Origin of the sequence: Paraburkholderia sp. BR14320 (genome assembly GCF_040948665.1) — a bacterium.
Classification (GTDB): Bacteria; Pseudomonadota; Gammaproteobacteria; order Burkholderiales; family Burkholderiaceae; genus Paraburkholderia; species Paraburkholderia youngii.
In genome coordinates this window covers 119,065-141,472 of sequence record NZ_JBFPKG010000001.1, presented here as the reverse complement: position 1 = coordinate 141,472, position 22,408 = coordinate 119,065, and the positions used below count along the sequence as shown (strand labels likewise).

The window sequence follows — 22,408 nt, the reverse complement described above, 5'->3', positions numbered from 1 at the left end:
TCCCCTTCACCGTTTCGCGGCGGCAACCGGCAGCAGTTCGAGCGTCAGCACTTCGAATGGCGCGAGTTGCACGGCTTGCGGCAGATCAGCGTAAAGTTGAGCGGGAGTGCCGGAAGCCGTTGCACGCCACACGCTGCGCGCTTCGAATCGTCCCGCCGCTCCATCTGGCAACTCGAGTTGGCGCCGCAGGTCGAGCGTGAAGCGTTGCTTGCGACTGTGAGGATTGCGCAGCGTCACGATAGCCTTGTGCGGCGCCCACGCTGCCCAACCGTAAGCCCCCTGTTCGTCCGGCGCGCCGCCAATCCAATGACTGTCGCGCAGGATGTCGCGGTTTTCGCGCGCCCATTTCGCGGCGCGCGCAAGCACATCCCAGTCGTGCTCGCCCAGCAGCGCCGGCGTGATGTAGAGCTCCTGCAATTGCGTGCCGGTCCCGAAGTACGACCACACCTCGTTGGAAAATGCGTCTCCCGTCGAGGTATTGAGGCGCGGATTGCACTGCGCGTACAGGATGCCGTGCAGCATCAGCGAATTGAGCGGAAAGAGCGGACTGCGCTCCACGACGTTGTGATACGTCTGCGTGTCGCGGTAGGTGATCCAGCGCTCGCGGTTCGTGCCGCTGCCTGCGAGGCCATCGTCGCTGCCGCCGCGCCAGATGGAATCGACATGGCGCAGCCAGAACGGCGACGGATGCGTACCTGTAGTGAGATTGATGAAGGTGTCGGGCTTGGCCGCGCGGATGTCCTCGATCAGCTGAATCGCAGCGTCCCAATCGCTATCGAACAGGCTGCCGGGAAACACCCTGTCGGCATTGCCTGTGCCGTCGAACTTGAATTGATTGATGCCGCCCTTGTCGAGCAAGTCCATCACGACTTCATGAAAGCGCCGGTAATACGTCGGACCCGACAACGCGAGACCGTTGTCGATGACCTCATAACCAGCGGCACGTCCTCGCGCTACGCGCTCCTGTTTCGGCGTACCGTAGCCGCCCCACGGCGAAAGCCATATGCCGGGAGCCGCGCCGAATCGCGCGGCAGCGTCGCGCAGCGGAACGAAGCCATCTGGAAAGGCATTGCTAAATTGCCAGCCGCCGCCAAGATCGTCCCAGCCATCGTCGAACAGAAAAGAATCGATTTGCACCCCGCGCGCTGTATGCAACTCGTGGCCGATCGTCTCGATGCGTTCGAGCGCCTGTTTCTGCGTATACGGCGTCAGGTAGCCGATGTCGCCCCAGCTGTTGTAGTGCAGAAACGGACGATACGGGCGAGCACGTTCCCGCTCCAGATAGATGCCGAAATCGCGCCGAAGCTGGCCGTCACTAGCTACACCTGCCACTGCGGCGTAGACCAACGTCCTGTTTTTCTGTAGCGGCAACGCGCGATGCAGCGTAAAGCTCAGAGTGTCGCCATCTACCCGACTGGTCGCCAACGGATGCTCGAAGCCCAGATAGAAGTTGCCCGTAGTGGCTGGCGTGCCCTTGCGCTCAGGACTGGCCTTGGCGCCAGGGGCACGCGTCTGCAGCAATGACACGGCAGTGATCGCTTCATCCTGAAGAAGCGCCGTAATTGCCAGTTGGACGCGCAGATATCGTGATCCTTCGCGTTGCTCGACGCTCCATTGCAACTTTAGGCGTCCATGAATATCGATCAGGGAGACGCTCGCGCGCCGCCCTGCGATTCGTTCGCCCAGGCGGGACGCGTGTGGGTTGGGTTCGAGCGCAGCGTCGTCGCTCGCCGGTGCCACGACCTTCACCTCGTCCAGGCCCACGGTGGTTCCGTCAGCGAGCGTGAGCGTGAACGGCGTGGCGATCAGCAGCGTGCGTTTTCGCTCGCAATCGATCAGCGAGACACCCGCGAGACGTTCGTTCTCGTGCGTCCAGCGCAATGCAATCGCGTCGTTGCCGAATGAGCAGAAATGGCCCGTCGTCTGGAACACGGGCATGCCAGTTTGCGTAGGCAAAGAATGGTTGGCGCGCATGGAGCACCTGTCTCGGGCCAAAGCAGCAAATAGCGTAACGGCAACGGACCCACGTGTTCAAGGCGGAGCGTGCGCGGATGAAACCTTCTCATGGGGCGTCGGGTATCTCGCTGCATTGCGCTCGATACCGCTGCGCCGTCTGCGCCGGCGCCATCCCATGCAAATGACAGACCGGTCACCCGCGAAGTGCGCGTGGACTGAAGCGACCTTGCTGGCCTGCCCGACGTGCGGCAGCTATCAAATCCGCGCAGGCGGGCGAGTCGGAGCGAGGAAACGCGTAGAAACGTACAACCGGCAACGCGGGCAATCCTTCTTTGCGACCCAGCAGGCGCAAGCCTTCGGCTCGCTGACTATCGGCGATGAGACGATGAAGCGCCTCTGAATCCGGCACCGGCGCTATCGGTTGCAACGCTGGTGCTGCACGGCGGTGCGGACACCTGCAATCATCCCGATAGTTCGAGCGGACGGGAGTCCTTCTTCCTTGGGCGATATGAACGGAAGGTTCTCGATGGTGTCGGCCACTTTCCGCAGCGCGAAGCGCCGCGGGAGGTCGCCGATGCCATCTTGCAGTTCTGCCGATGAGACTGCGCGGAGGTCTTTCGTTCGGGCGGCGTTGTGGGCGGGCGCAGGCAGGCGTTCCAAAGCGGGCGCGTGCGCGGACGTCAAATCTCGAGCGAAATGCCTTCACTATGGAGCGCGCGCTGTACCGCCGGCCGTTCAACGACGCGCCTCGCCGATGCAGTCCAAGCCTGATACCTGTCACCCATCGGTAGGCCGATGCGCATGCCCCACCGATAGAGAACAAGTAGAAACGGATCGACGATCGTGTAGCCGCATGGCAACGCGTACGAACATCCGTCGGTGAGCGTGCTCTCGATCTGCGCAAACGCGGTCTCAATAGTCTGTCGAGCGTGTGCGGACACCGCGGCATGCAACGACACCTCTGCGACGAAACGTGCGGGTCGCCACAGGCCACCGAAGCCGACGCCGTGCACCCAGCCCGCGAGCCATGCGAACCACTCATGGCAGCGGGCTTCATCGACGGGGGCTGTTGGCAGCATGGCCAGGGTTTGGTAATGGCGCCGCGCGATAAACGTCACGATTGCCGGGAGTTCCGTCAATACGCGTGGTTCCCCGGGAATAGCGAGCGCCGGCACCCGGCCCTTCGGGTTGACCGCGAGATAGCCGGGTTGCAGATTGGCTCCCTTAGCGACGGGCACTGAGATCAGCTCGAACGGCGCCCCCGTTTCTTCAAGCACGATATGCGCGGCCAGCGAGCATGCACCGGGCGAAAAATAGAGTCGATAAGCATTCATGCACAAAGTCTAAAGAGACACCCACCCGCGCTCAAACGATATATTGTGATCTTTCGGCATTAGTGATACTAATGCCTGATGACGACCGCCCGCCTCCCACCCCTTCAGACGTTGCGTGCTTTCGAAGCTGCCGTACGGCTGCGTAGCTTTACACGTGCGGCTGACGAACTCGCCCTCACGCAAGGCGCTGTCAGCCAGCACGTGCGGGCGCTCGAATCGCAGCTCGACGTCGCGCTGTTTTCACGTGGCCGCACGGGTGTCGAGCCAACCCATGCGGCATTCGCACTCGCGTTGCAGGTCCGTCAAGGGCTCAAGGTACTCGAGCGCGCGTTCGGTCTGTCTTCGGCAAGAGCGGTTCGGCGCGCGAACGCATCGAAGGGCAACACCACGCTAACGGTCAGCGCGTTGCCGTCGTTTGCCGCGCGCTGGCTCGCACCGCGACTGCCACGCTTTCATGCCGAGCATCCAGGGATCACGATCGACGTGCGCGCCAGCGTGCAGCTTGCACGCCTGGACGAGCGCGATGGAATCGATGTCGCGTTGCGCTACGGCCCTGGCCATTGGCCGGGCCTTGCCAGCGAGAAGCTGATGGACGAAGAGGTCTTCCCGGTTGCAAGCCCTGCTTATCGCAACGGCCGGCTGCCGCGCCGACTCGCGGACCTCGCGCAATGCACGTTGCTCGTGCAGGCGACTCAGCCTTGGGAGCCGTGGTTCCAGGCAGTGGCCCTCGCACTGGAAGTACCGGCCGACGCCCCTTCATTCGATGACGTGAGCAGCATGCTGAACGCGGCCGTGGGCGGCGCCGGCATCGCGCTGGCGCGACGCTCGCTGGTCGAGGCGGAACTGGCGGATGGCCGGCTGATACGGCTGTGGCGGCGCAGCATCGTCGACGTACACGGTAATTACATCGTGTGGCGAGCCGACAGCAAGAGACTCGCCGCGATCGATGCGTTTCGGGCATGGCTGCGGCGCGAGGTGATTGCGGCGGCGCCTGCGGGGGCCGAAGGCCGCCCGCGCAACCGGGCGAGGCGCGGTCCGACGCGGCGCTAACAATCGATCGTCCGGGGTGGTGTCTCGTTGAGGTCACCAGGAGCCATCCTACCTTTCGCTGTTCTTGCCGCCGACACCGACCTTGCCGCGCCCGATCTTGCGATGCGGCGCACTTGGGCGCAGCTTTTTCCTCGAAATAGCTGTCAACGTGACGTGCTCCGAAGGGTAGCGGGTCCATCGGGAGAAACAGCTCTTCGAGATTCACGGCAGTCATCGGTTAAGTGTCAACGACTCGAGCGCCGCGCTAGCGGCTGGACTTGCAGGGCTCGGCGTACTCACCACCTATGCGTTCCTCGTCACCCCGCACCTTCGCTCCGGCGCGCTCGTGCGCCTCTTTCCCGATTGGCGCGGCGATGACGTCGCTGTGCACATTGCCTATCCGGCTAATCGGCATCTCGCCTCCAAGGTGCGCGTATTCGTCGAATGGGCGATTGAACTTCTGAGGGCAAGCGAACCGGCGTAACTCTTCGCGTCGTCACGCAGACAATCTTTTGTCCGCCAGTTCGCCAAATGAACGATGTCCAAGTGTCTGGACGAAGATATAAACGCTCTTCGTAGCGAATAAAAGCGAAGGCGGTCGGCAAGTCGGCATCGAATCGTGCGTCGTCCTGCCAAAGGTTGGGCAATTCAAGCGCAGCGCGGATTGCCTGTGTCCTTTGGGATTACCGTCAGTTCATCTTTCGGAATTCGGGTCGGTCTGCCAATGAAGGGGAAAGCATTGCCGTAGTAGCGAATCTCGACGGGTATTTGTTCCGGCTCGAGTATCTCCGATACAAACGCGGGAGTCTGCATCTGATGATCGCATGCTCGCATTTCCACGTCGCCCCAAACTGCTGCAAATCTGGCTCCCTCCCACGTCGAAATCAACCTGGCAGTATCCAGCGTGCCTGCTCGCTTTATCACGTCACCGATCCACAGAATCGCACTTACCACGATGAGGTCCGGATATTTGTAACTGATCGGGGCGTCAGGATAGTAATCGCGCCATTCCCGGATATCCGCTATGTTTTCCGGTGTATCGAGCGTTGTGTGATAAACGTTCGCGGTGATATGACCGACCGCCGCGTCCTTCACCGCTTGCAATACTGTGGGATCGCTGAGAAAGTATCCGCCCGTCTTCACCTTCCAGCCCAAGGACTTCCCCTGTTGGAGCAGCAGGCGCAGATCCTGGCCCCAGTCCCCGGTGATGACGACGTCAGCATCGGAAGCCATGATCTTGGTGACGTACGGACCAAAATCCTGGACCTTCTGGAGCGGGTGGTATTCATCCCCGACAATGCTCTGATTGGGCGCCTTCATCTTGTCGAATGCCTTTTTGAAGCCATCCGCGCAAGCGTGTCCGAAATTGTAGTCCTGGTTCAGAAGATAGAATCTTGCAGGCTTGTGCTTCGCCATTCTGGTGAAGTAGAAAGCGAGTATTCTCGAGTGCATATCGGTATTCAGGCAGCACCGAAAGGTCGTGTCCAGGAACTCTTCACCCGTAAGTTCAGCGGCTTCAGAAGCGTATGTGACGAATAGCTTTCGATTCAGGTTGGCAACCTGAGAAACCGCCTTCGCAACAGCCGATCCGGGCCCAACCGCAAGAACGTCTACCTTCTCACGGTAGAGCAGATCATTCGCGCGGCGAGTTGCGACGTCGGGTTTGAGTTCACTATCCGCGGGTACGATCTCCACCTGCCGTCCGAGCACCCCGCCGGTCCGATTGAGCTTGTAAGCGCCGAATCTGGCGGCCGCGACGAAAGCCCCTCCAACATAGGCTACCGGCCCCGACAGTGGTTCAATTACACCAATCTTGATGGAACTACTCTGACTCCAGGCAGGGCGCGCGACAATCCATGGTCCGACAGCAACGGCGCCAGCCGCAGCGACGCCTTTGACAAACGTGCGCCGACCGGTTCGAACGTTCATGATTAGCCTCTCTGAAGAAGCGGTCACGCACCCTAAGTGCGCATTTTCATAACTCCAGATATCGCTTTCTGACTTGCTCGTCCGCAATCAAATCCACCGAGCTGCCGTCAAACACGATGCGTCCCTTCGACATCACATAGAAGCGGCTTCCGAGCGACAGCGCGAGCCCCATCGTCTGATCGACAAGCAGGATGGCCGTGCCATCATGATGAGCCGCGCTGAGTATTCTCTCGACTTGCGTGATGATTGCGGGAGCGAGTCCCTCGGTTGGCTCGTCTACCAATAGCAAGCTTGGGTTGCCCATTAGCGCGCGACCGGTGCAGAGCATTTTCTGCTCGCCGCCGGACAAGGTACCGGCTCGCTGGGCATTCCGCTCTCGCAGCCTCGGAAAGAACTCATAGACTCGGTCCAAGGTCCAGCGGTTGCCGTTCGTGGCGCTGGCTGACGGCGGTGCCTCTTTCATTCCGATCAGAAGATTTTCCTTCACGGTGATAGTCGGAAAGATACGGCGCTCCTCGGGCACATATCCAAAACCCAGCCTCGCAATGGAGTGAGCCGGAAAATTGGTTATGTTTTTGCCATTAAAGACCACTGAGCCTGACGCCAGCTTGACGAGTCCCATCATGGACTTCAGTGTCGTCGACTTGCCGACACCATTTCGGCCCAAAAGACAAACAACCTCACCATCGTCGACCATCAAAGACGCACCTTGGAGAACGTGCGATTTTTCATAGTAGGCGTGCAACTCCGTGGCTTTCATCATGATCTTCTTCCCGCGCGAGAGTCCGATCCGAGATACGCCGACTGGACATCCTTGCTATGGCGTATTTCATCCGGTGTCCCGCACGCGAGCAACGTACCGTAGTGAAGTACGCTAATGCGGTCGGCCACTGCGAAAACGACGTCCATGTCATGCTCAATCATCACGAGCGTCTTGTTCTTGCTTATCTGACGAATCAACTCGACGACCTTCTGTGATTCGTCGACGTCGAGACCTGCGGTCGGTTCATCGAGCAGGATCAATTGAGGAGACGTCGCGATGGTGAGCGCAATCTCCAGCTGTCGCTGTTCGCCGTATGAAAGCGCGCATGCCGGCGTGTCGCGTCGCTCGAGTAGCTCCAGCAATCCGAGAACATAATTTGTCTCCCGGGCTGCGGATTCCTGATGATCGACGACGTGCCAGAAATCGAGTCGGCTGCCGCGGCGGGATAAAACAGCACTTCGCACGGACTCGAAGACAGTCAGGCGCGGAAAGGTGTTGATACTTTGGAAGGAACGAGCAACACCTAGGCGGGCGATACGATAGGGAGACATCCGCGTGATGTCCTTTTGTTTATAGAAAATTCCCCCTTGCCTTGGATGCAAGCGCCCGCTGATGATATTGAACAACGTCGTCTTGCCTGCGCCATTCGGTCCGATGATCGCGTGCCGCTCACCCGGAAAGATCTTCAGGTCGATTCCCGCCAACACACGAAACCCGCAAAAATCGTGATGAATTTCGCGGAGTTCGAGCATGGGGTTCATGGCTGTTCTCGCGTGGGTGAACGCCACATTCCGATCAGATATTGGATTGGACCCGCAGGCCCGACGATGCCAGACAAACCGGTACGCATGAACAGTATTAGCAGGACGAACAGCAGACCGACCACGAACGGCCAGTGTTCGCTGATACTCGACAGCCAGTTTTGTAACAGAATATAAGCTGCTGCACCTAATAGAGGCCCGACAAGTGTTCCGGTACCGCCGAGAAGCGCGATCAACACCACCTCGGCACTGGTGTTGAAATCCAGTGCTTCAGGCGACACAAGTTCTTGAAAGCTCGCAAAGAGTCCACCCGCGACCGCTGCAAAAGAAGATGCAATACAGAACACGCTCAACCTTGTGGCGAAAACATTGTAGCCAAGCGATGCAGCCCGCTCGTCGTTTTCGCGCACCGTCACTGAGGCGTTTCCCAATGGGGTGCGGGTGATGTGCCATATCGCAGCAATGCACAGCATCACCACCGTCAGTTCAAGCCAGTAAAAGTGCCGTGGCTCGTTCATGTGCAACAGAAGCCCGCCTGGCAAGCGCAAATCCGGTGCACGAACGCTCAGGCCGTCGTCGCCCCTCGTCACGGTCCGCCATTTCAGTGCGACTGCAAAGAGAAATTGACTGAATGCCAGCGTGAGCATCGAAAAAGACGTGCCTCGAGAACGAACACAAAAGACTCCCACGACGATCCCCAAAGATGCGCCAGAGAGCGCGCAACCAATCAAAGTCAGTGGAACTGGCACGGCACCGAGGAATTTCCATGTCAGACCGGCTGCGTAACCACCTATTCCGAACGCGGCTGCATGACCGAAAGAAAGCATTCCGCCATACCCGAACAGAAGATTGAACGAGGCGGCAAAGAGGCCAAAGTAAAGTATCTCTATGACAAGTCGCAGCGAAGCGATGTCCAGAATCAGAGGTAGAAGGTAGAGCGCGATGAGCGCTGAAATCCATCCGGCGAGCAGAATCACCGCGTCTTCCCCAATAGGCCTTGTGGCCTGACTATCAGCACTGCCGCCATCAGAAGGAATTGAAAAACGAGTGCAAACTGTGGAACGAAAAGTATCCCGAATGACTGTATCTCACCGATCAGAATGGAGGATATCAACGCTCCAGAAAGCGATCCGAATCCGCCGATTACGACAACGACAAAAGTATCGACGAGAATTGCCTGTCCCATCGATGGTTCGACCTGCAGGAAAGGAGCCGCAACGACTCCAGCGATAGCAGCGAGGGCAGAACCCAGGCCAAAAACCGTGGTCATCACCAGACCCGTGTTGACACCCAGCGCACTCACCATTTCCCGATCCGAAACGCAGGAAAGAATGACGATGCCAAGCCGCGTCCGGTTGAGGACAATCCCCAGAAGCACGCAAATCAGACCTGAGAATGCGAGAATGAACAGGCGATATGTCGGATATCGTCCGCCCAACAGGGGAATCGATCCGGCCAGCAACGAGGGCGTTGGAACCTCCAACGTATAGCTGCCCCAGATCCACCGCGTTGCTTCGGAGATCATGTAAAACAGACCGAGAGTCAAAAGCAATTCGCGCTCGTGTCCATGCCCGCGAATGCGCCGCAATAGCCCGTATTCAACTGCCGCACCGAGTAATCCCACCGCAATAGGGGCGATGAGCAGAGAAAGCCAAAAGTTCTCTGTGATCGCGACGATCGCATAGGCGAGATAAGCGCCCAACATATAGAAGGCCGCATGAGCGATATTTAAAACCCGCAGCAACCCGAAGATAAGAGTCAGTCCGGACGCAACCAGAAAGAGCAGCATCCCATAGACCAGGCCGTGCAAGGCCTGCATTGTGTAGAGACTGATCATGTCACCAGTGACCGATCTTCAACCGGTCATCGTGCGGATGAAGCGTCGAACGTCATAGCCTCCTCCATTCAGTGACGGCGTTTTATCCTGTATTAGCCGAACGTCACTCTATAGATAAAGCGTGGCGACTGGAATGAGTCGGTTAATCGTAAGGTTCCAGGATCGTCAGGGCGCAAGTCGACGACCTTTTTTTTCTTGCCAACAGCATCGACAAAAGCCTTAAGCGTTCTAAGCATGATAGTTGATGAGTTTGGCAAACGAGTGCGGTTTGGAAGTCGAAATCCGCCAATCCGGTCAAATGCTTCGAGACCGGATCGCTCCATCACTCTTCGTCTCGATCGCCAATTTGAATCATGTCTTCCACTAAAAGATGATCTTGCGCAGAACGGACCTTGTCGGGTAGCGCGCGAATGCACGCTTGCGTCCGAAAAGGCATCAAACACTGGCGGCGAGGTCCCTAGAGTCATATGCTCCATCAATGGATGACTCGGACAAGGATAGTCAGGGAGGCGTCGACTCACACGACGATTGGCCGAATGAACGCCGAAAATTCCGCGAAATTCATCACGACGCCGGACTCCGTCAGCGACGCCATCGTATCTGTACTGCACTACCCCGGATTCGACATCGATAAAGGGCGCGGCGAACTGCGCGTCGAGGGACGCCCTGTTGCCCTCAGACCCAAGACCTTTGCGCTATTGCTGCATCTGGCGCAGCACCCCGGCCGCCTGCTAGGCAGGATCGAACTCATCGACGCCGTATGGCGCGACGTTATTGTTACTGACGATTCGCTGGTGCAGTGCATCGGTGAATTGCGCGCGGCGCTGGGCGATCGAAGTCAGCAGTTAATTCGGACGGTGCCGCGCCGGGGCTATATTTTCGACGTCCGGCCAGTCGGGTCATTTTCCGCCGAAGGCCCGGACCTGACGGCACCTTCGTCATCGCTGGCGCTCAATGGGGACATCGGCGTGCCGCAATCGGTTCGGGAAGCGGCGCTGAAGCGGTCTTCTTCTGATTTCGTCGATACGGCTGTCAGAAGAGCAGTCCCTTCGAACACAGAGTCCGCTGGGGAAGAGCGCGCTTCCCTGACGAGGTCAGCACGCGCGGCCGGTAATCTGCCGGCCCAGATGCCACCGCTCTATGGGCGTGCGGACGACATCGCCACGCTCGCGCGTTTGCTGGAAATCTGCCAGCTCGTCAGCGTGGTGGGCCCCGGGGGCATCGGCAAGACACGGGTGGCGCAGGCCGTGGCGCACCGGCTGCGCAACGACTATGCAGACGGCGCCTGGCTCGTCGAACTGGCCTCGCTGGCGGACGCTCAACTTCTCGTGCCGACCGTGGCGCGCGTGCTGGGACACCAGATCGCGCTCGAAGCAGGGGGACTCACGTCGCTGGTGCAGCTGATCAGGGACCAGCGACTGCTGCTGTTGCTGGACAACTGCGAACACCTGCTCGAACCTGCCGCGGACCTGGTCGCGCGGATCGTGGCCGCCGCACCGGGCGTGCGGGTGCTGGTCACCAGTCAGGAACCGTTGCATATCGATCAGGAGCAGATCTTCCGCCTCGACGCGCTGGCCGTGCCCGCGAGCGCCGACGCGACCGTCGCGCTGGGCTTTGGCGCGGTTCAGCTGTTCGTCGCCCGCGCCCAGGCGGCCGATCCGAAGTTTACGGTCGACAGCGGCAACGTGGGCGATGTGGTCGAGATCTGTCGGCGGCTCGATGGGATTCCGCTGGCGATCGAGTTCGCCGCGGCGCGGGGGGCGCTCCTCGGACTGCATGGGCTGAGGCTGCGGCTCGACGAGCGGTTGAGGCTGCTGGCGGGCGGAACTCGAACCGCGCTGCCTCGCCATCAGACTTTGCGGCGGGCGCTGCAGTGGAGTTATGGGCTGCTGACGGCGCCCGAGCAGACCGTGTTCGACCGGCTCGGCGTGTTCATGGGCAGTTTCTCGCTCGAAGCTGCGCAACGCGCAGCGAGTGACCAGACAATCGATAGCTGGGCAGTCATTGATCACCTGGCCTCGCTGGTGGACAAATCGCTCGTGATGATTGAAGGCGGCGGAATGCCGCGCTACCGGCTGCTCGAAAGCAGCCGGGCCTTTGCCTTGGAGCGGCTCGCCGTCACCGGTGCGCTCGATGCGACGCGCCGGCGCCACGCCGAAGCGCTAGCGGAGAACCTGACCGGAGACGATCCCTTCGAGGAGCCTCTGGCGCGGATGCGTCGCATCGCGCCAGACCTGGACAATGTGCGCGCAGCCGTGGCGTGGGCACTTGGACCAACGGGCGATCGCCGGATCGCGGTCGAGCTTGCCGCCGCCACGGACACGCTATGGGATGCACGCGGCTTCAACGACGAAGGCGCGCGGCTGTACCGCACGATCGAACCCTGGGTGGACGAGTCAATGCCGCCTCGACTGGCAGCGCGCTTCTGGTTTGCCGTCGCGGACCTGCGCATGCGTACGGAGACGAAGCGCCAGGCCGCTTCGGCACTGAAGGCGGCTCGACTCTTTCAAAGCCTGAACGACCGCTTCGGAGTCTTCAGCTCCTTGATGGTTGCAGCGCTCCAGTTTGCCATGCTGACCGATCGCGACGCGGCGAAGGCAGCACTGGCCGAGGCAGAAGCCCTGTTCGACGACGCATGGCCGTCGTGGTTGCAAACGTACACCGATTGGTGCAGAGCGGCTTGCGCGTACTATATCGATGGCACTCCCGAGGAAGCGCGAAGACTAGCCAATGCTGCATTGCAGGCGCATCGCCGTGGCGACAGCTTCTTCGGAGACCGCTGCCAATTTTTGCTGGCCGCCTGCGACTTGATGGCGGGCGACTTCGCTTCCGCATTGCGGCGATGTAACGATATTCTCGACAGCGCCAGCGTGACCGGAAGTGTCCACCTGCGGTCGCAAATCCTCGTTGTACGCGGCGCGGCGCTCGTTTATCTCGGCGACATCGAAACGGCTGAGCTTGAATTGCGCAGCGCTTGCACGCTGTCGATGCATGCGGATGGTCCGATGACCTGTCCCTACTGCTACGTAGCGCATTTGCTGGTGCGGCAGGGCCGTCTCGCCGACGCCGCGAGGACAATTGCCTGGATTGACAGGCGCCTTCTGCAGGCAGACCTTGGTTACCGCGATTGGATACCTCCGCATGCGGTGTCCAGCTACGAGCATGCGCGAGACATTGTCCGCTCGTCATTCACGCCCGAAGAACGTGATCGATTTGCCAGCGAAGGCGCGCGGCTCGATGTCGAGCAAGTCACAGCAATGGCATTTCCGGCGCGATAGAACGAAAAGCGACGCGGCGGATTTGGACTCATTGCACCGGAAACCGCGGCTGCCCGCGCCCGCCTGAAGCACAAGTCATCTTCCACCAATCGAACCGATTGCCTTCAATACGCCGTCGTCGTGGTCACATCTTTCGGCGCAATTTCGGCGTTGATTCGGCATCCCTTCGTGCGACCCGACCCCGCCGTGCCTACGCTGCTCTTGCCAGCGAACTCGCATATTGCAACGAATCGCGCATGGATGCGGCGACCGCTGCGTCATTAATGGCGGAGGCGCGCGACTAATCCTCATCACGGGCCCTCGCTCACGCGCATCCAGCGTATTCGAGCCGAATTCAACCGCTTGCGCACTGCCGCTACGCAAACGGTTTGTCGCCGTGAGCGGCACATCAGTCCCGACGCGAATCAATCTCGTCGAACTTGTAGGAGACGCATCATGAAGTATGCACTGAAGGTGGCCTTGGCTTGCACAGCCGTTACTATGGTGGCAGGCGTCGCGTTTGCTCAGGGGGGCGGAAATGGCAATGGTGGAAGCGGCGGAGGTAGCGCGCATGGCGCGGCAACTTCCGGCATGACACGTAACGGAGACCCTGTGTCGAGCCCGTTGGATGCGATACCGGGCAAAAATGATTTCGGCAAGAACGAGTCCGATACGCACTCGATGCCGCCGAGCGATGCCCTAAATACAGCGAAGAGCGGTCAATAAGGCGACTGTCCGGTCATGCAACGGCTGACCGAAGTCACTGGCCGGCGCCGTCGCAGGAGTGTTTTGCTTGCAGCAAGGGTGCATCGCCATCCTTTCTGCAAGCATTACCCACACTATCTCTATTCAAACCAAGTATCTATAACAGTTCTGTGGAGCCCGCAATGGAGTACGAGTTTCGAAGTAGTCAACGGAGCAGGGAAAATGAAATCAACGTTAAGAAAATTGGCATTGGCCGCATCCATGACTGTTCCCGCCGGCGCGACATTGGCCCAGACGTTCGATATGCCTCGGCACGGTAGCACGACCTACACGAATTACGCTATCAACCACGAACTGGCCACCATCGACATGGGCGATCAAGGGTCCAGTTTGCTGATTGAGGGGTTCGGGATCACGCGCAATTCGGTCGGCGAAAAGCCTTTCGATCGTATGTCGGTTCACTGCCTTTTCTATGAAAGCGCTAGAAGCGGCAAATATGAAGTAAAGGGTGCTTGCACCGAAACTGATGTGGACGGTGACAAGATCAACCTCACCTTCGAAACCGACACTCAAATTTTGACCGGAGGTACCGGCAAGTACAAAGGAATAAGCGGTTCGGGGACATTCTCGGGACAGCTATTGCACCCACCCGCCGTGGGCACGCATGCGGTCGAGGTGAATAACAAGATCACCTGGAATATGAATTAGCGATATGCGCCGACCCATGCGGTCGACTCCGAAACTGGTTCCCTCGCAAAAATCTTGCACGCGCAGTCGCGTCAGATCGCATGCCCAAGGTTTCCTATCAACCGCAGGATTGAGCATGCCAGTAGCGAGGGTTCGAAGTCGTATTCGGTCTTGTGCGAGCCACCCAGACTTTCGAAAGCTTCCACGGTAAAGCACGCCGTTGCCATTCACCCCAATAGCATTGCTCGACACGTCAGCATTGCGGCGCTTCTTCCGGCAATGCTCGACGTTGCGCGCGATAACGTGTCATCTCCTCGTCCAGCCATGTGGCGAAAGCGACGAATGGCGCCCACTCGCGCCGCTGCTCCGGAAACATCAGATAAGTCTTCTGCGCATTGATCGCCGCATATCCGCCGATGCGCACCAACTGGCCCAACGCCAGCTCCTGCTCGATCAGCACGCGCGGCAATAGCGCGAGGCCCAGGCCCGCGACCGCTGCTCGAATCGCCATGATGAAGAAGTCGAACGAGTGGTCGCTGCCGTTGCGCGGCGTGTGTTCGATGGCTTCGTGCGCGGCGGCTTCGCTCCACGTCATCCAGGCGGCGGGCAGATCGCGCGTATGAATCCACGGCATCTCGACGATGTCCTGCGCGGCGAGTTCATCGGCCATTGATGGCGAGGCGACCATCCACACTTCGTCGTCCGCCATCAGCACCTTGCTCGCGAGTCCCGGCAGCGGCGACTGCTCGAAGTGAATCGCGGCGTCGAAGTTCAGGTCGTGGAAGTACGTTGGTTGATCACGGCCAATCAGCCGTACCTGGATGTTCGGCTGCGCACGATGAAAACCCGGCAGCCGAGGCACCAGCCATTGCGCGCCGAAGGTGACGCCTACCGCGACGCGCAGCGTCGAGCGTTCGCGATTGGCTACGAGTTGCCGCGTGTCCTGGCGAATCTGCTCGAGATTCACGCGGATGCGATGCGCGTAATCGGCGCCCGCATCGGTCAGCACCAGACGCTGGCTGACGCGCCGGAATAACTCGACGCCGAGGCTGGATTCGAGTTCGTTGACCTTCTTGCAGATGGCGCCGTGTGTCTGCTGCAGTTCAGTGGCGGCCTTCGAGAAGCTTTGATGACGCGCCGACGCCTCGAAGGCCTGCAACGCCGTCAGGCTTGGAATTCCTCTACGCAATGACACGAGCGGGTCTCCATAGGAAGTTCGCTCATTTTAGCGCCATGCTTGCGGCGGGCTCGCGTCGACGTTCGGTGTCGAGCACGATCGCAAGCACTGCACCGGCGGTCATCGCCACCGCGATGCCGATGAATGCGAGCTGAAACGTGCCGGTCGTATCGCGCACCCAGCCGATGAGATACGGCATCAGAAAGCCCGACGATACGCCGATGCTCGTAATGAGCGCGATGCCCGCCGCCGCCGCGCGATCGGTGAGGATGTTTCGCGGCAACTGCCAGAACGTGCTGATGCTGCAGAAGCACGCGGACGTGCCGACCGCCAGCACCGCGATGGTCGCGAGCGGCGACGACAGATAGAGTGCGCTTGCGAGCGCGATTGCCGACAGCAACATCGGTCCGGCGACGTAGCGCGCATGAATGCGCTTGCGACTCACGATACGTCCCCACACGATCACGCTGACCACCGCGGCCGCGAACGGCGCGGACGTGATCAGGCCGATCTGCGTGAGCGAGTACTGCGCGCTACCCTTGAAGGTCTTCACGACCTGCGGAAGGAAATACAGCAGTCCGATGATGCCCGAGTTGATGCCGAAATAAACCAGGCCGAGGCCCCAGACCTTCAGGTTGGTGAGCGCGTGGCGCGCGTTGCCGGGCTGCACGGCGGCGGACGCGGCCTGCTCCTCGCCGATGAGCGCCGCGCGGATCGTCTGACGGTCTTTCTCGCTCAGGCCGCGCCATGCGTGAGGACCGTCCGGCAAATAGAACCACGCGACCACGCCGAGCACGATAGCGGGCAGACCTTCGAGCAGGATCATCGCGCGCCAGCCGGTGATGCCGAACACGTTCGCATGCTCCATGATCCACGTCGACACCGGCGCGCCGATCATGCCGGTGAGCGGGATCGACATCGTGAAGAGCGACATCATCCAGACGCGATTGCGTGCGGGCATCCACAGCGTCAGGTAGTAGACCATGCCGGGATACAGCCCCGCCTCGAACACGCCGAGCGTGAACCGCGCGATATACAGCCATTGCGCGTTCGGCACGAAGCTCGTGAGCGACGACAGCAGGCCCCAGGAGACCAGTATGCGTGTCATCCAGCGCCGCGCGCCGAAGCGATGCATGCACAGATTGCTGGGCACTTCGCACAGGATGTAGCCCAGAAAGAACAGACTCGCGGACAGCCCGTATTGCGCGGCGCTCATGCCGAGTTCGGCGTTCATCGTCAATGCCGCGTAGCCGACATTGGCGCGATCGAGCTGGTTGGCGACGTACATCAGCACCATCAGCGGCGCGAGCCGCCACACGATGCGTTTCATCAGATCGGGCGGCAACGCGCTTTGGGTATCGAGAGTCTGCATGGGTGTTGTCCGGGCACGAGTCCTTTCGTGGCTTCATTTAGCACTAGCCGAATTTCCATGACAATCCACGAAAAGTATCTGTCCTGTGACGCTTCGGCATAACCTCGTGCAAAGCCATGCGCGACGGGCCTTCGTGGCGAGTGGTGCCGAAATCTCACACGACATTGCGCAAACCGCCATGGACGGCGGCACTTCTGGCGCACCAGAATAACAATGTCCCGTCTCTTTCATCGAGGGTGCCGCATGTGCTCGGTCGACTCCGACGATTATCAGATTCCCACTCCCATCGGCGGAGCGTTGCCGGTTCCGCGTGTCCATGAAGACCACGAGACCGAGCGGCGGCATCGCAAGCTCAAGCTCGCGGCGGCGTTCCGGCTGCTGGCGCGCTTCGGGCTGACCGAGGGCATCGCCGGTCATGTGACGATGCGCGATCCCGAGCATCACGACCGCTACTGGGTCAATCAATATGCGCAGCACTTTTCGACCATCCATCCCGACGATCTCATGTGCATCGACGACAAGGGCGCGGTGCACCACGGCAGTGGGCCGGTCAATGCGGCGGCGGTCGCGATTCATTGCGGGCTGCATCGCCAGAATCATGCGGCGGCGGCCGCCGTGCACACGCATACGACCTATGGCCGCGCGTTCGCCGCGCGCGAACGGCTGCTGGCGCCGATCAATCAGGAAGCGTGTCTGTTCTTCGAAAACCATGTGATATTTCGCGGAGACATCGTCGTGCTCGCCACCGACGAGGGCGCGCGTATAGCGCAGACCATGGGCGAGTGCAAGGCCGCAATCCTATTGAATCACGGCCTGCTGACGGTGGGATCGAACGTGGATTCGGCCGTGTATCGCTTCATCGCCATGGAGCGGTGCGCGCAGGTGCAGTTGCTGGCAGAGGCGGCCGGCCCGCTCGAGCCGCTGAGCGCGGAAGAGGCACGGGCGACGCGCCGGCATCTGGCGTCAGACTACGTTGCCTGGCTCGGTTTTCAGGGCTTATTCAAGCAGATACTGCGCGAACACAGCGACCTCAACGACTACGCGCGCATGCTCGACACTTAGTCGTTGATCAAAGCGACGATACACATGCGTACGGTACCTTCCACTTCAAGCGCGCTCATGACGCTTATTGCAAATACATCAGGAACAAGGTCAGCGGCCCATTACTTCTGATCATTGGCACCGAGCGCATTCGCGGCAGTATGCAAGCGATCACCATATCAGCCGGCCTCGCCTTTGTGAATATCAATATCTACTCCACGTGATGCGATATTTGTCGCGTCACCGCTCTTGACGTTGGCTTCTTGCCGAATGATCATAACCTCTGAGCCTGCATCGAACTTCTGTCAGTCGCAGCTTCAGAAATATCGATACCCGTGCGTAGTCATTGTTGGGAGACGTGCAATGACCTACCCGTCCCAATCCATTGTTCAATGGACGAAAGACAACGCGAAACAGCTTCTTCCCGATGCGGTTTTCCTCAGCTTGCTACATCGCAAGCGCATCGGGCGCTTCCCCAAACTTTTTCACCCCACAACCTACAACGAGAAAATCCTGCTACGTTGCTTGCGGCCGGACTCGCGATACAGCGCTTTGACCGACAAACTGACCGTGCGCGATTACGTCAGAGAAAAGATCGGTGAGAAATACCTCATCCCCATCATCTCCGCGCCCTCGGACTTTACGCAAAAGACGTTCGACATGTTGCCGAATTCCTTTGTCATGAAGGCGAACCATGGAAACAATTTTGTGGAAATCGTCCGGGACAAGTCGCAGCAGAGTTTCGAACATCTCCAGTGCCTCGCCAGCCAATGGCTCTCCACCAATTTCTACAGAAATGCGCGGGAACGGCACTACCGAGGAATTCAGCCACGCATTTACTTCGAGAGTCTGCTGCTCGACGAGCACGGCATGATTCCAGCCGACTACAAGGTTCACTGCTTTGCGAACGGATCGGGACGACCCGTGATGTATATCTTCGTCATCTCAGACCGTTTCGGAAGCAACACGCGCGGCGACACATACGACGCACAATGGAACCGTATCGACCTCGAGTTTGCTCCCTACCTTCGCAGCACGCGGCCGGCACCGCGACCGAACAATCTGGAGCTGTTGCTCGATACGGCGGCGCTTCTGTCCGAGGGTTTCGATTATGTTCGCGTCGACCTGTACGCACCATCTGACCGGGTGTTCTTCGGCGAACTCACTTTCACGCCGGGGGCTGGCGTAAGTCCCATGTTGCCCGATCGGGTCGATTATGAATGGGGACGTCTTCTGTCGTGAGGGTGTCTGCAGTGTGGTCGTGACGGCGTTCCTCTTCATCAGCCTGGCGGCCGACTGCGACCGCCAGCCCCATTAGCGGCACTCAGCTCTGTTAGTCGCTGGACGCGACCCGTTCACGGGTCAATTTCGCCGCGACCGTCCTTCCTCCATCAAGCCTTTTTTACTCGATCGGCGCCATCGGTTGCCGGGTGGTCTGTCAGGTTCGCCCACTTCTTCCATAAGCTCATATTACAATGCCGGGCTAAAAACGCCACCCGGTACGGTGGCACACAGACCAAAACGCTCAATGTCGACCCAGCTTTCGAATCCTCCGTCGCTCGCCTCGGCCTCCGACCAACCTGCCGCCGCAGGCATCGCATCACTCGGCTGGCTGCTCCCCTTCCACGCAGTCGTCTGGACGCTCGCCGCCTGGCTCGCGCGCGGCAATCTGGACATCCAGGGCGACATGGTCGAGACCTACGTCTGGGGCATCGAGTGGCAGGCCGGTTACGCCAAGCACCCGCCGCTTTCGTCGTGGGTCGCCGCGGCCTGGTTCAGCGTGTTCCCACATACCGATCTCGCCTATTTCGCGCTTTCGGCGGTGAACGTGCTGGTCGGCCTCGCCGGCATCGTCGCGCTCGCCGGGCGCTTCGTGCCGCGCCAGATCGCGATCTTCGCCGGGCTTGCGATGGCGGTATCGCCGCTTTACTCGAATCTCGCCATCAAATTCAATCCCAACTCGATCCTGTTGTCGGTCTGGCCGTGGACCGCCTACTTTTTCGTCCGCTACGTGCAGCCGGGCAGCCGCGTCGCGCGCGGCGGCGCGGCGCTCGGTCTCGGGGCCTGCGCGGCGCTTGCGGTGCTGGGCAAGTACTTCACGATCGTGCTGCTGCTCGGGCTGTTGCTGGCGTTGCTCGCGCGCCCCGCATGGCGGGCGCGCCTCGTCAGCGTCGATTCGCTGCTCGCGGTGGCGGCGGGCGTCGCCGTGCTGGCCCCGCACGTGCACTGGATGATGGTCAATCATTTCCCGACGCTCGAGTATGCCGCGCAACGCACCGGCGGCACGCTTCTCGCCGCGGTCGGGCGCTTTGGCATCTACACGCTCGCGCAGATCGGCTACCTCGCGCTCAGTTTCGTTTTCGTGCTGTTGATGGTGCGCACGCGCGGGGCGGCGCGGCTAATGGCGCTGAGCGTCGTTCGGCCCGCGTCGCACCCGGATCTCTGGTGGCTCGCGCTGGGGCCGCTGTTCGCCGTGGGCGTGCTGTCCGTGATCGGCAAGACGCAGATGGCCTCGGTCTGGGGCATGGCGCAGTGGTTCGCGATCGTGCCGCTCTGGCTTGCCGTGCTCGCGCAAGCCCGCGTCGAGTTCGCGCCGCAGCGTGCGATACGCGCGATGGCGGTGTACTGGGCGCTGGTGCTCGCGGTGTCCGCCGTGGTCGGCTACACGGGGGCGCAGCGCAATACCGACGACGCGGCCGAGCCGCGCGCGGAACTCGCGGCAGCCGCGCAGGCGGTGTGGCACGAACACACCAGCCGGCCGCTGTCGATCGTGGCGGGCTCGACGCATGAAGCCGCTTCGATGGTGTTCTATGACGGCGGCCGCGCCCGCTTCTGGGATCTCGACTGGCCGGCAGCAACGCCTTGGGTCGCACCCGCCGATTTCACGCGCCAAGGCGCGCTGATCGTGTGCCGTGGCGACGACTCGGACTGCATCGCGACCGGATCGTCGCTAAGCCATGCCGCGCCGGTTGCGCTCGAGGTGGGCAAGACCGCATGGGGACGGGAGTTGCCCGCGCGTCCCTACCAGCTGTTCGTGATCGTGCCGCAGTCGTGAGCCATGCGCCGATCACGCCGGACCGCGGCCGGCCGCTCGTCGTCGATCTCGACGGCACGCTGTTGCGCTCCGACGTTCTGATCGAGTGCGCGCGGGCGTTTCTGAAGACCTCGCCGCTGCGCTGCTGGCAACTGCTGGTCTGGCTGCTGCGTGGCGGCAAAGCGGGCCTGAAGGCGCGGCTCGCGGCCGCCACGGATCTCGATGTCACCGGGCTGCCGTATGACGCGTCCCTGCTCGCGCAGTTGGCGGCGGAGCGTGCATCCGGCCGTGCGCTCGTGCTTGCGACCGCCACCCACCAGCGCTACGCGCAGGCCATCGCGGATCATCTGGGCTGCTTCGACGAGGTCCATGCGACCGACGGTAAGGTCAACCTGTCCGCGAGACGCAAGCGTGACCGTCTGATCGCCGCCTTCGGGGAGCGCGGCTTCGACTACGCGGGCACTTCGCGCGACGACGTGCCGGTCTTGGCCAGCGCCGCGCGCGCGTGGGTCGTGAACCCGGAGCGCGGCGTCGAGCGCGTGGCGCTCGCGCAGGGCAATGTCGATCGCGTGATCGAGACCCGGCCGAGGCGCCTGAAGGTGCTGGGCAGAGCGCTGCGCCTGCACCAGTGGCTCAAGAATCTGTTGATTTTCGTGCCGCTGCTCACCGCGCACCAATTCGGGCAGCCGGCGACCACGCTCGCCGCGGGGCTCGCATTCGTCGCCTTCGGGCTGTGTGCGTCGAGCGTCTACCTGCTCAACGATCTGATCGATCTCGAGGACGACCGCCATCATCCTTCCAAGCGCAATCGGCCGCTCGCATCCGGCGCGTTACCGCTACGCAGGGGGGTTGCGTTGTGTCCGGTATTGCTGGCCGGCGGCGCGCTACTCGCATTCGGCTGCCTGCCGCTGCGCTTCGGGCTCGCACTGCTCGCCTACTACGCGCTCACGCTCGCGTACTCGCTTTACCTGAAGCGGCTGGTGATGGTCGACGTGGTGGTGCTTGCCGCGCTTTACACCGCGCGCATCGTGGCGGGTGCAGCCGCGATCGGGGCACATCTGAGCTTCTGGCTGCTCGCGTTCTCGATGGTCATGTTCCTGAGCCTCGCGCTGGTCAAGCGTTATGCGGAACTGCATGCATTGCAGGCGCGCGGGCTGACGAAAACACGCGGGCGCGGCTACCAGTCCGACGACCTGGCGCTGATTTCATCGCTCGGCGCCGCATCCGGCTATCTCGCCGTGCTGGTCCTCGCGCTCTATATCCAGGACCGCAATACCGCGCTGCTTTATCGTCACCCGCCGATGATCTGGCCGGTGTGCGCTATCCTGCTGTACTGGGTCGGCCGCATCTGGCTGATCGCCCATCGCGGACAGATGCACGACGATCCAGTGCTGTTTGCGGCGAAGGACCGCGCGAGCTGGCTCATGATCGCACTCTGCGCGGCGTGTTTCTGGATGGCGTTATAGAGCGGCGATCATGCGTCGGATGGTGCGCTTGTCGGAGCCGCCCTCTGCCGTTCTGCAATA

At 60.8% G+C, this 22,408-nt stretch carries 18 protein-coding genes and 1 pseudogene; 10 read left to right on the top strand and 9 right to left on the bottom strand.

Going from position 1 to position 22,408, the window contains the following annotated elements:
• Nucleotides 1-6: 6 nt before the first annotated feature.
• Entirely contained in the window at nt 7-1,938 is a 1,932-nt protein-coding gene (locus tag AB3X89_RS00680) for an enterotoxin (protein WP_368581335.1), read from the bottom strand.
• 399 nt (nt 1,939-2,337) lie between these two features.
• Between AB3X89_RS00680 and AB3X89_RS00675 the strand changes: the two are divergent.
• Nucleotides 2,338-2,556: pseudogene (locus AB3X89_RS00675) on the top strand (alpha/beta fold hydrolase); the annotation flags it as partial.
• Nucleotides 2,557-2,636: 80 nt separating this feature from the next.
• Here the strand turns inward: AB3X89_RS00675 and AB3X89_RS00670 are convergent.
• The gene (locus AB3X89_RS00670; RefSeq protein WP_368581334.1) at nt 2,637-3,290 is read right to left on the bottom strand and encodes a glutathione S-transferase family protein; all 654 of its coding nucleotides are present in this window, start codon (nt 3,288-3,290) and stop codon (nt 2,637-2,639) included.
• A 78-nt stretch (nt 3,291-3,368) separates the two neighbouring features.
• Here AB3X89_RS00670 and AB3X89_RS00665 point away from each other — a divergent pair, with 78 nt between their 5' ends.
• Nucleotides 3,369-4,340 (top strand): LysR substrate-binding domain-containing protein, encoded by a 972-nt coding sequence (locus AB3X89_RS00665; protein WP_368581333.1) that lies wholly within the window; start codon nt 3,369-3,371, stop codon nt 4,338-4,340.
• A gap of 199 nt (nt 4,341-4,539) precedes the next feature.
• Nucleotides 4,540-4,803, top strand: a complete 264-nt coding sequence (locus AB3X89_RS00660) for a LysR substrate-binding domain-containing protein (RefSeq protein ID WP_368581675.1) — start codon at nt 4,540-4,542, stop codon at nt 4,801-4,803.
• Between the two features lie 164 nt (nt 4,804-4,967).
• Here the strand turns inward: AB3X89_RS00660 and AB3X89_RS00655 are convergent, their stop codons facing one another.
• Genes AB3X89_RS00655 through AB3X89_RS00635 form a run of 5 tightly spaced genes read right to left on the bottom strand, consistent with a single transcriptional unit; the run spans nt 4,968 to nt 9,609 of the window.
• The gene (locus tag AB3X89_RS00655; RefSeq protein WP_368581332.1) at nt 4,968-6,248 is read right to left on the bottom strand and encodes an ABC transporter substrate-binding protein; all 1,281 of its coding nucleotides are present in this window, start codon (nt 6,246-6,248) and stop codon (nt 4,968-4,970) included.
• Nucleotides 6,249-6,294: 46 nt separating this feature from the next.
• Complete coding sequence (locus AB3X89_RS00650; RefSeq protein WP_368581331.1) at nt 6,295-7,011, bottom strand: ABC transporter ATP-binding protein; 717 nt, start codon at nt 7,009-7,011, stop codon at nt 6,295-6,297.
• Nucleotides 7,008-7,772: an ABC transporter ATP-binding protein gene (locus tag AB3X89_RS00645; RefSeq protein WP_368581330.1), complete on the bottom strand. Its 765-nt coding sequence runs from the start codon at nt 7,770-7,772 to the stop codon at nt 7,008-7,010. The genes AB3X89_RS00650 and AB3X89_RS00645 overlap by 4 nt, the downstream gene beginning before the upstream one ends.
• Nucleotides 7,769-8,749: a branched-chain amino acid ABC transporter permease gene (locus AB3X89_RS00640; protein WP_368581329.1), complete on the bottom strand. Its 981-nt coding sequence runs from the start codon at nt 8,747-8,749 to the stop codon at nt 7,769-7,771. The genes AB3X89_RS00645 and AB3X89_RS00640 overlap by 4 nt, the downstream gene beginning before the upstream one ends.
• The gene (locus AB3X89_RS00635) at nt 8,746-9,609 is read right to left on the bottom strand and encodes a branched-chain amino acid ABC transporter permease (RefSeq protein WP_368581328.1); all 864 of its coding nucleotides are present in this window, start codon (nt 9,607-9,609) and stop codon (nt 8,746-8,748) included. The genes AB3X89_RS00640 and AB3X89_RS00635 overlap by 4 nt, the downstream gene beginning before the upstream one ends.
• Before the next feature lie 536 nt (nt 9,610-10,145).
• Here AB3X89_RS00635 and AB3X89_RS00630 point away from each other — a divergent pair.
• From AB3X89_RS00630 to AB3X89_RS00620, 3 genes are all read left to right on the top strand, one after another.
• On the top strand, nt 10,146-12,887 hold the full coding sequence (locus tag AB3X89_RS00630; protein ID WP_368581327.1) for a winged helix-turn-helix domain-containing protein: 2,742 nt from the start codon (nt 10,146-10,148) through the stop codon (nt 12,885-12,887).
• Between the two features lie 435 nt (nt 12,888-13,322).
• On the top strand, nt 13,323-13,592 hold the full coding sequence (locus tag AB3X89_RS00625) for a hypothetical protein (RefSeq protein WP_368581326.1): 270 nt from the start codon (nt 13,323-13,325) through the stop codon (nt 13,590-13,592).
• 15 nt (nt 13,593-13,607) lie between these two features.
• Nucleotides 13,608-14,279, top strand: a complete 672-nt coding sequence (locus AB3X89_RS00620) for a hypothetical protein (RefSeq protein ID WP_368581325.1) — start codon at nt 13,608-13,610, stop codon at nt 14,277-14,279.
• A gap of 232 nt (nt 14,280-14,511) precedes the next feature.
• Here the strand turns inward: AB3X89_RS00620 and AB3X89_RS00615 are convergent, their stop codons facing one another.
• A complete protein-coding gene (locus AB3X89_RS00615; RefSeq protein WP_368581324.1) occupies nt 14,512-15,453 on the bottom strand; it encodes a LysR substrate-binding domain-containing protein in 942 nt (313 codons plus the stop codon).
• 25 nt (nt 15,454-15,478) lie between these two features.
• Nucleotides 15,479-16,807, bottom strand: a complete 1,329-nt coding sequence (locus AB3X89_RS00610; RefSeq protein ID WP_368581323.1) for an MFS transporter — start codon at nt 16,805-16,807, stop codon at nt 15,479-15,481.
• Nucleotides 16,808-17,050: 243 nt separating this feature from the next.
• Between AB3X89_RS00610 and AB3X89_RS00605 the strand changes: the two genes are divergently transcribed.
• The 4 genes from AB3X89_RS00605 to AB3X89_RS00590 all read left to right on the top strand — a co-directional run bounded on the left by AB3X89_RS00605 (nt 17,051) and on the right by AB3X89_RS00590 (nt 22,348).
• Nucleotides 17,051-17,869 (top strand): class II aldolase/adducin family protein, encoded by an 819-nt coding sequence (locus AB3X89_RS00605; protein WP_368581322.1) that lies wholly within the window; start codon nt 17,051-17,053, stop codon nt 17,867-17,869.
• Between the two features lie 342 nt (nt 17,870-18,211).
• A complete protein-coding gene (locus AB3X89_RS00600; RefSeq protein WP_368581321.1) occupies nt 18,212-19,090 on the top strand; it encodes an ATP-grasp fold amidoligase family protein in 879 nt (292 codons plus the stop codon).
• A gap of 286 nt (nt 19,091-19,376) precedes the next feature.
• Nucleotides 19,377-20,903 (top strand): glycosyltransferase family 39 protein, encoded by a 1,527-nt coding sequence (locus AB3X89_RS00595; RefSeq protein WP_368581320.1) that lies wholly within the window; start codon nt 19,377-19,379, stop codon nt 20,901-20,903.
• Nucleotides 20,900-22,348, top strand: a complete 1,449-nt coding sequence (locus AB3X89_RS00590; protein ID WP_368581319.1) for a UbiA family prenyltransferase — start codon at nt 20,900-20,902, stop codon at nt 22,346-22,348. Before AB3X89_RS00595 ends, AB3X89_RS00590 begins: the two co-directional genes overlap by 4 nt.
• The last annotated feature ends 60 nt before the right edge of the window (nt 22,349-22,408 follow it).

Coding starts and splice junctions, on each gene's coding strand:
- AB3X89_RS00605 (WP_368581322.1), top strand. CDS start 17,051: ATGTGCTCGGTCGACTCCGACGATTATCAGATTCCCACTCCCATCGGC.
- AB3X89_RS00610 (WP_368581323.1), bottom strand. CDS start 16,807: ATGCAGACTCTCGATACCCAAAGCGCGTTGCCGCCCGATCTGATGAAA.
- AB3X89_RS00665 (WP_368581333.1), top strand. CDS start 3,369: ATGACGACCGCCCGCCTCCCACCCCTTCAGACGTTGCGTGCTTTCGAA.
- AB3X89_RS00680 (WP_368581335.1), bottom strand. CDS start 1,938: ATGCCCGTGTTCCAGACGACGGGCCATTTCTGCTCATTCGGCAACGAC.
- AB3X89_RS00635 (WP_368581328.1), bottom strand. CDS start 9,609: ATGATCAGTCTCTACACAATGCAGGCCTTGCACGGCCTGGTCTATGGG.
- AB3X89_RS00645 (WP_368581330.1), bottom strand. CDS start 7,772: ATGAACCCCATGCTCGAACTCCGCGAAATTCATCACGATTTTTGCGGG.
- AB3X89_RS00630 (WP_368581327.1), top strand. CDS start 10,146: ATGAACGCCGAAAATTCCGCGAAATTCATCACGACGCCGGACTCCGTC.
- AB3X89_RS00620 (WP_368581325.1), top strand. CDS start 13,608: ATGCAACGGCTGACCGAAGTCACTGGCCGGCGCCGTCGCAGGAGTGTT.
- AB3X89_RS00595 (WP_368581320.1), top strand. CDS start 19,377: ATGTCGACCCAGCTTTCGAATCCTCCGTCGCTCGCCTCGGCCTCCGAC.
- AB3X89_RS00650 (WP_368581331.1), bottom strand. CDS start 7,011: ATGATGAAAGCCACGGAGTTGCACGCCTACTATGAAAAATCGCACGTT.
- AB3X89_RS00670 (WP_368581334.1), bottom strand. CDS start 3,290: ATGAATGCTTATCGACTCTATTTTTCGCCCGGTGCATGCTCGCTGGCC.
- AB3X89_RS00625 (WP_368581326.1), top strand. CDS start 13,323: ATGAAGTATGCACTGAAGGTGGCCTTGGCTTGCACAGCCGTTACTATG.
- AB3X89_RS00600 (WP_368581321.1), top strand. CDS start 18,212: ATGACCTACCCGTCCCAATCCATTGTTCAATGGACGAAAGACAACGCG.
- AB3X89_RS00655 (WP_368581332.1), bottom strand. CDS start 6,248: ATGAACGTTCGAACCGGTCGGCGCACGTTTGTCAAAGGCGTCGCTGCG.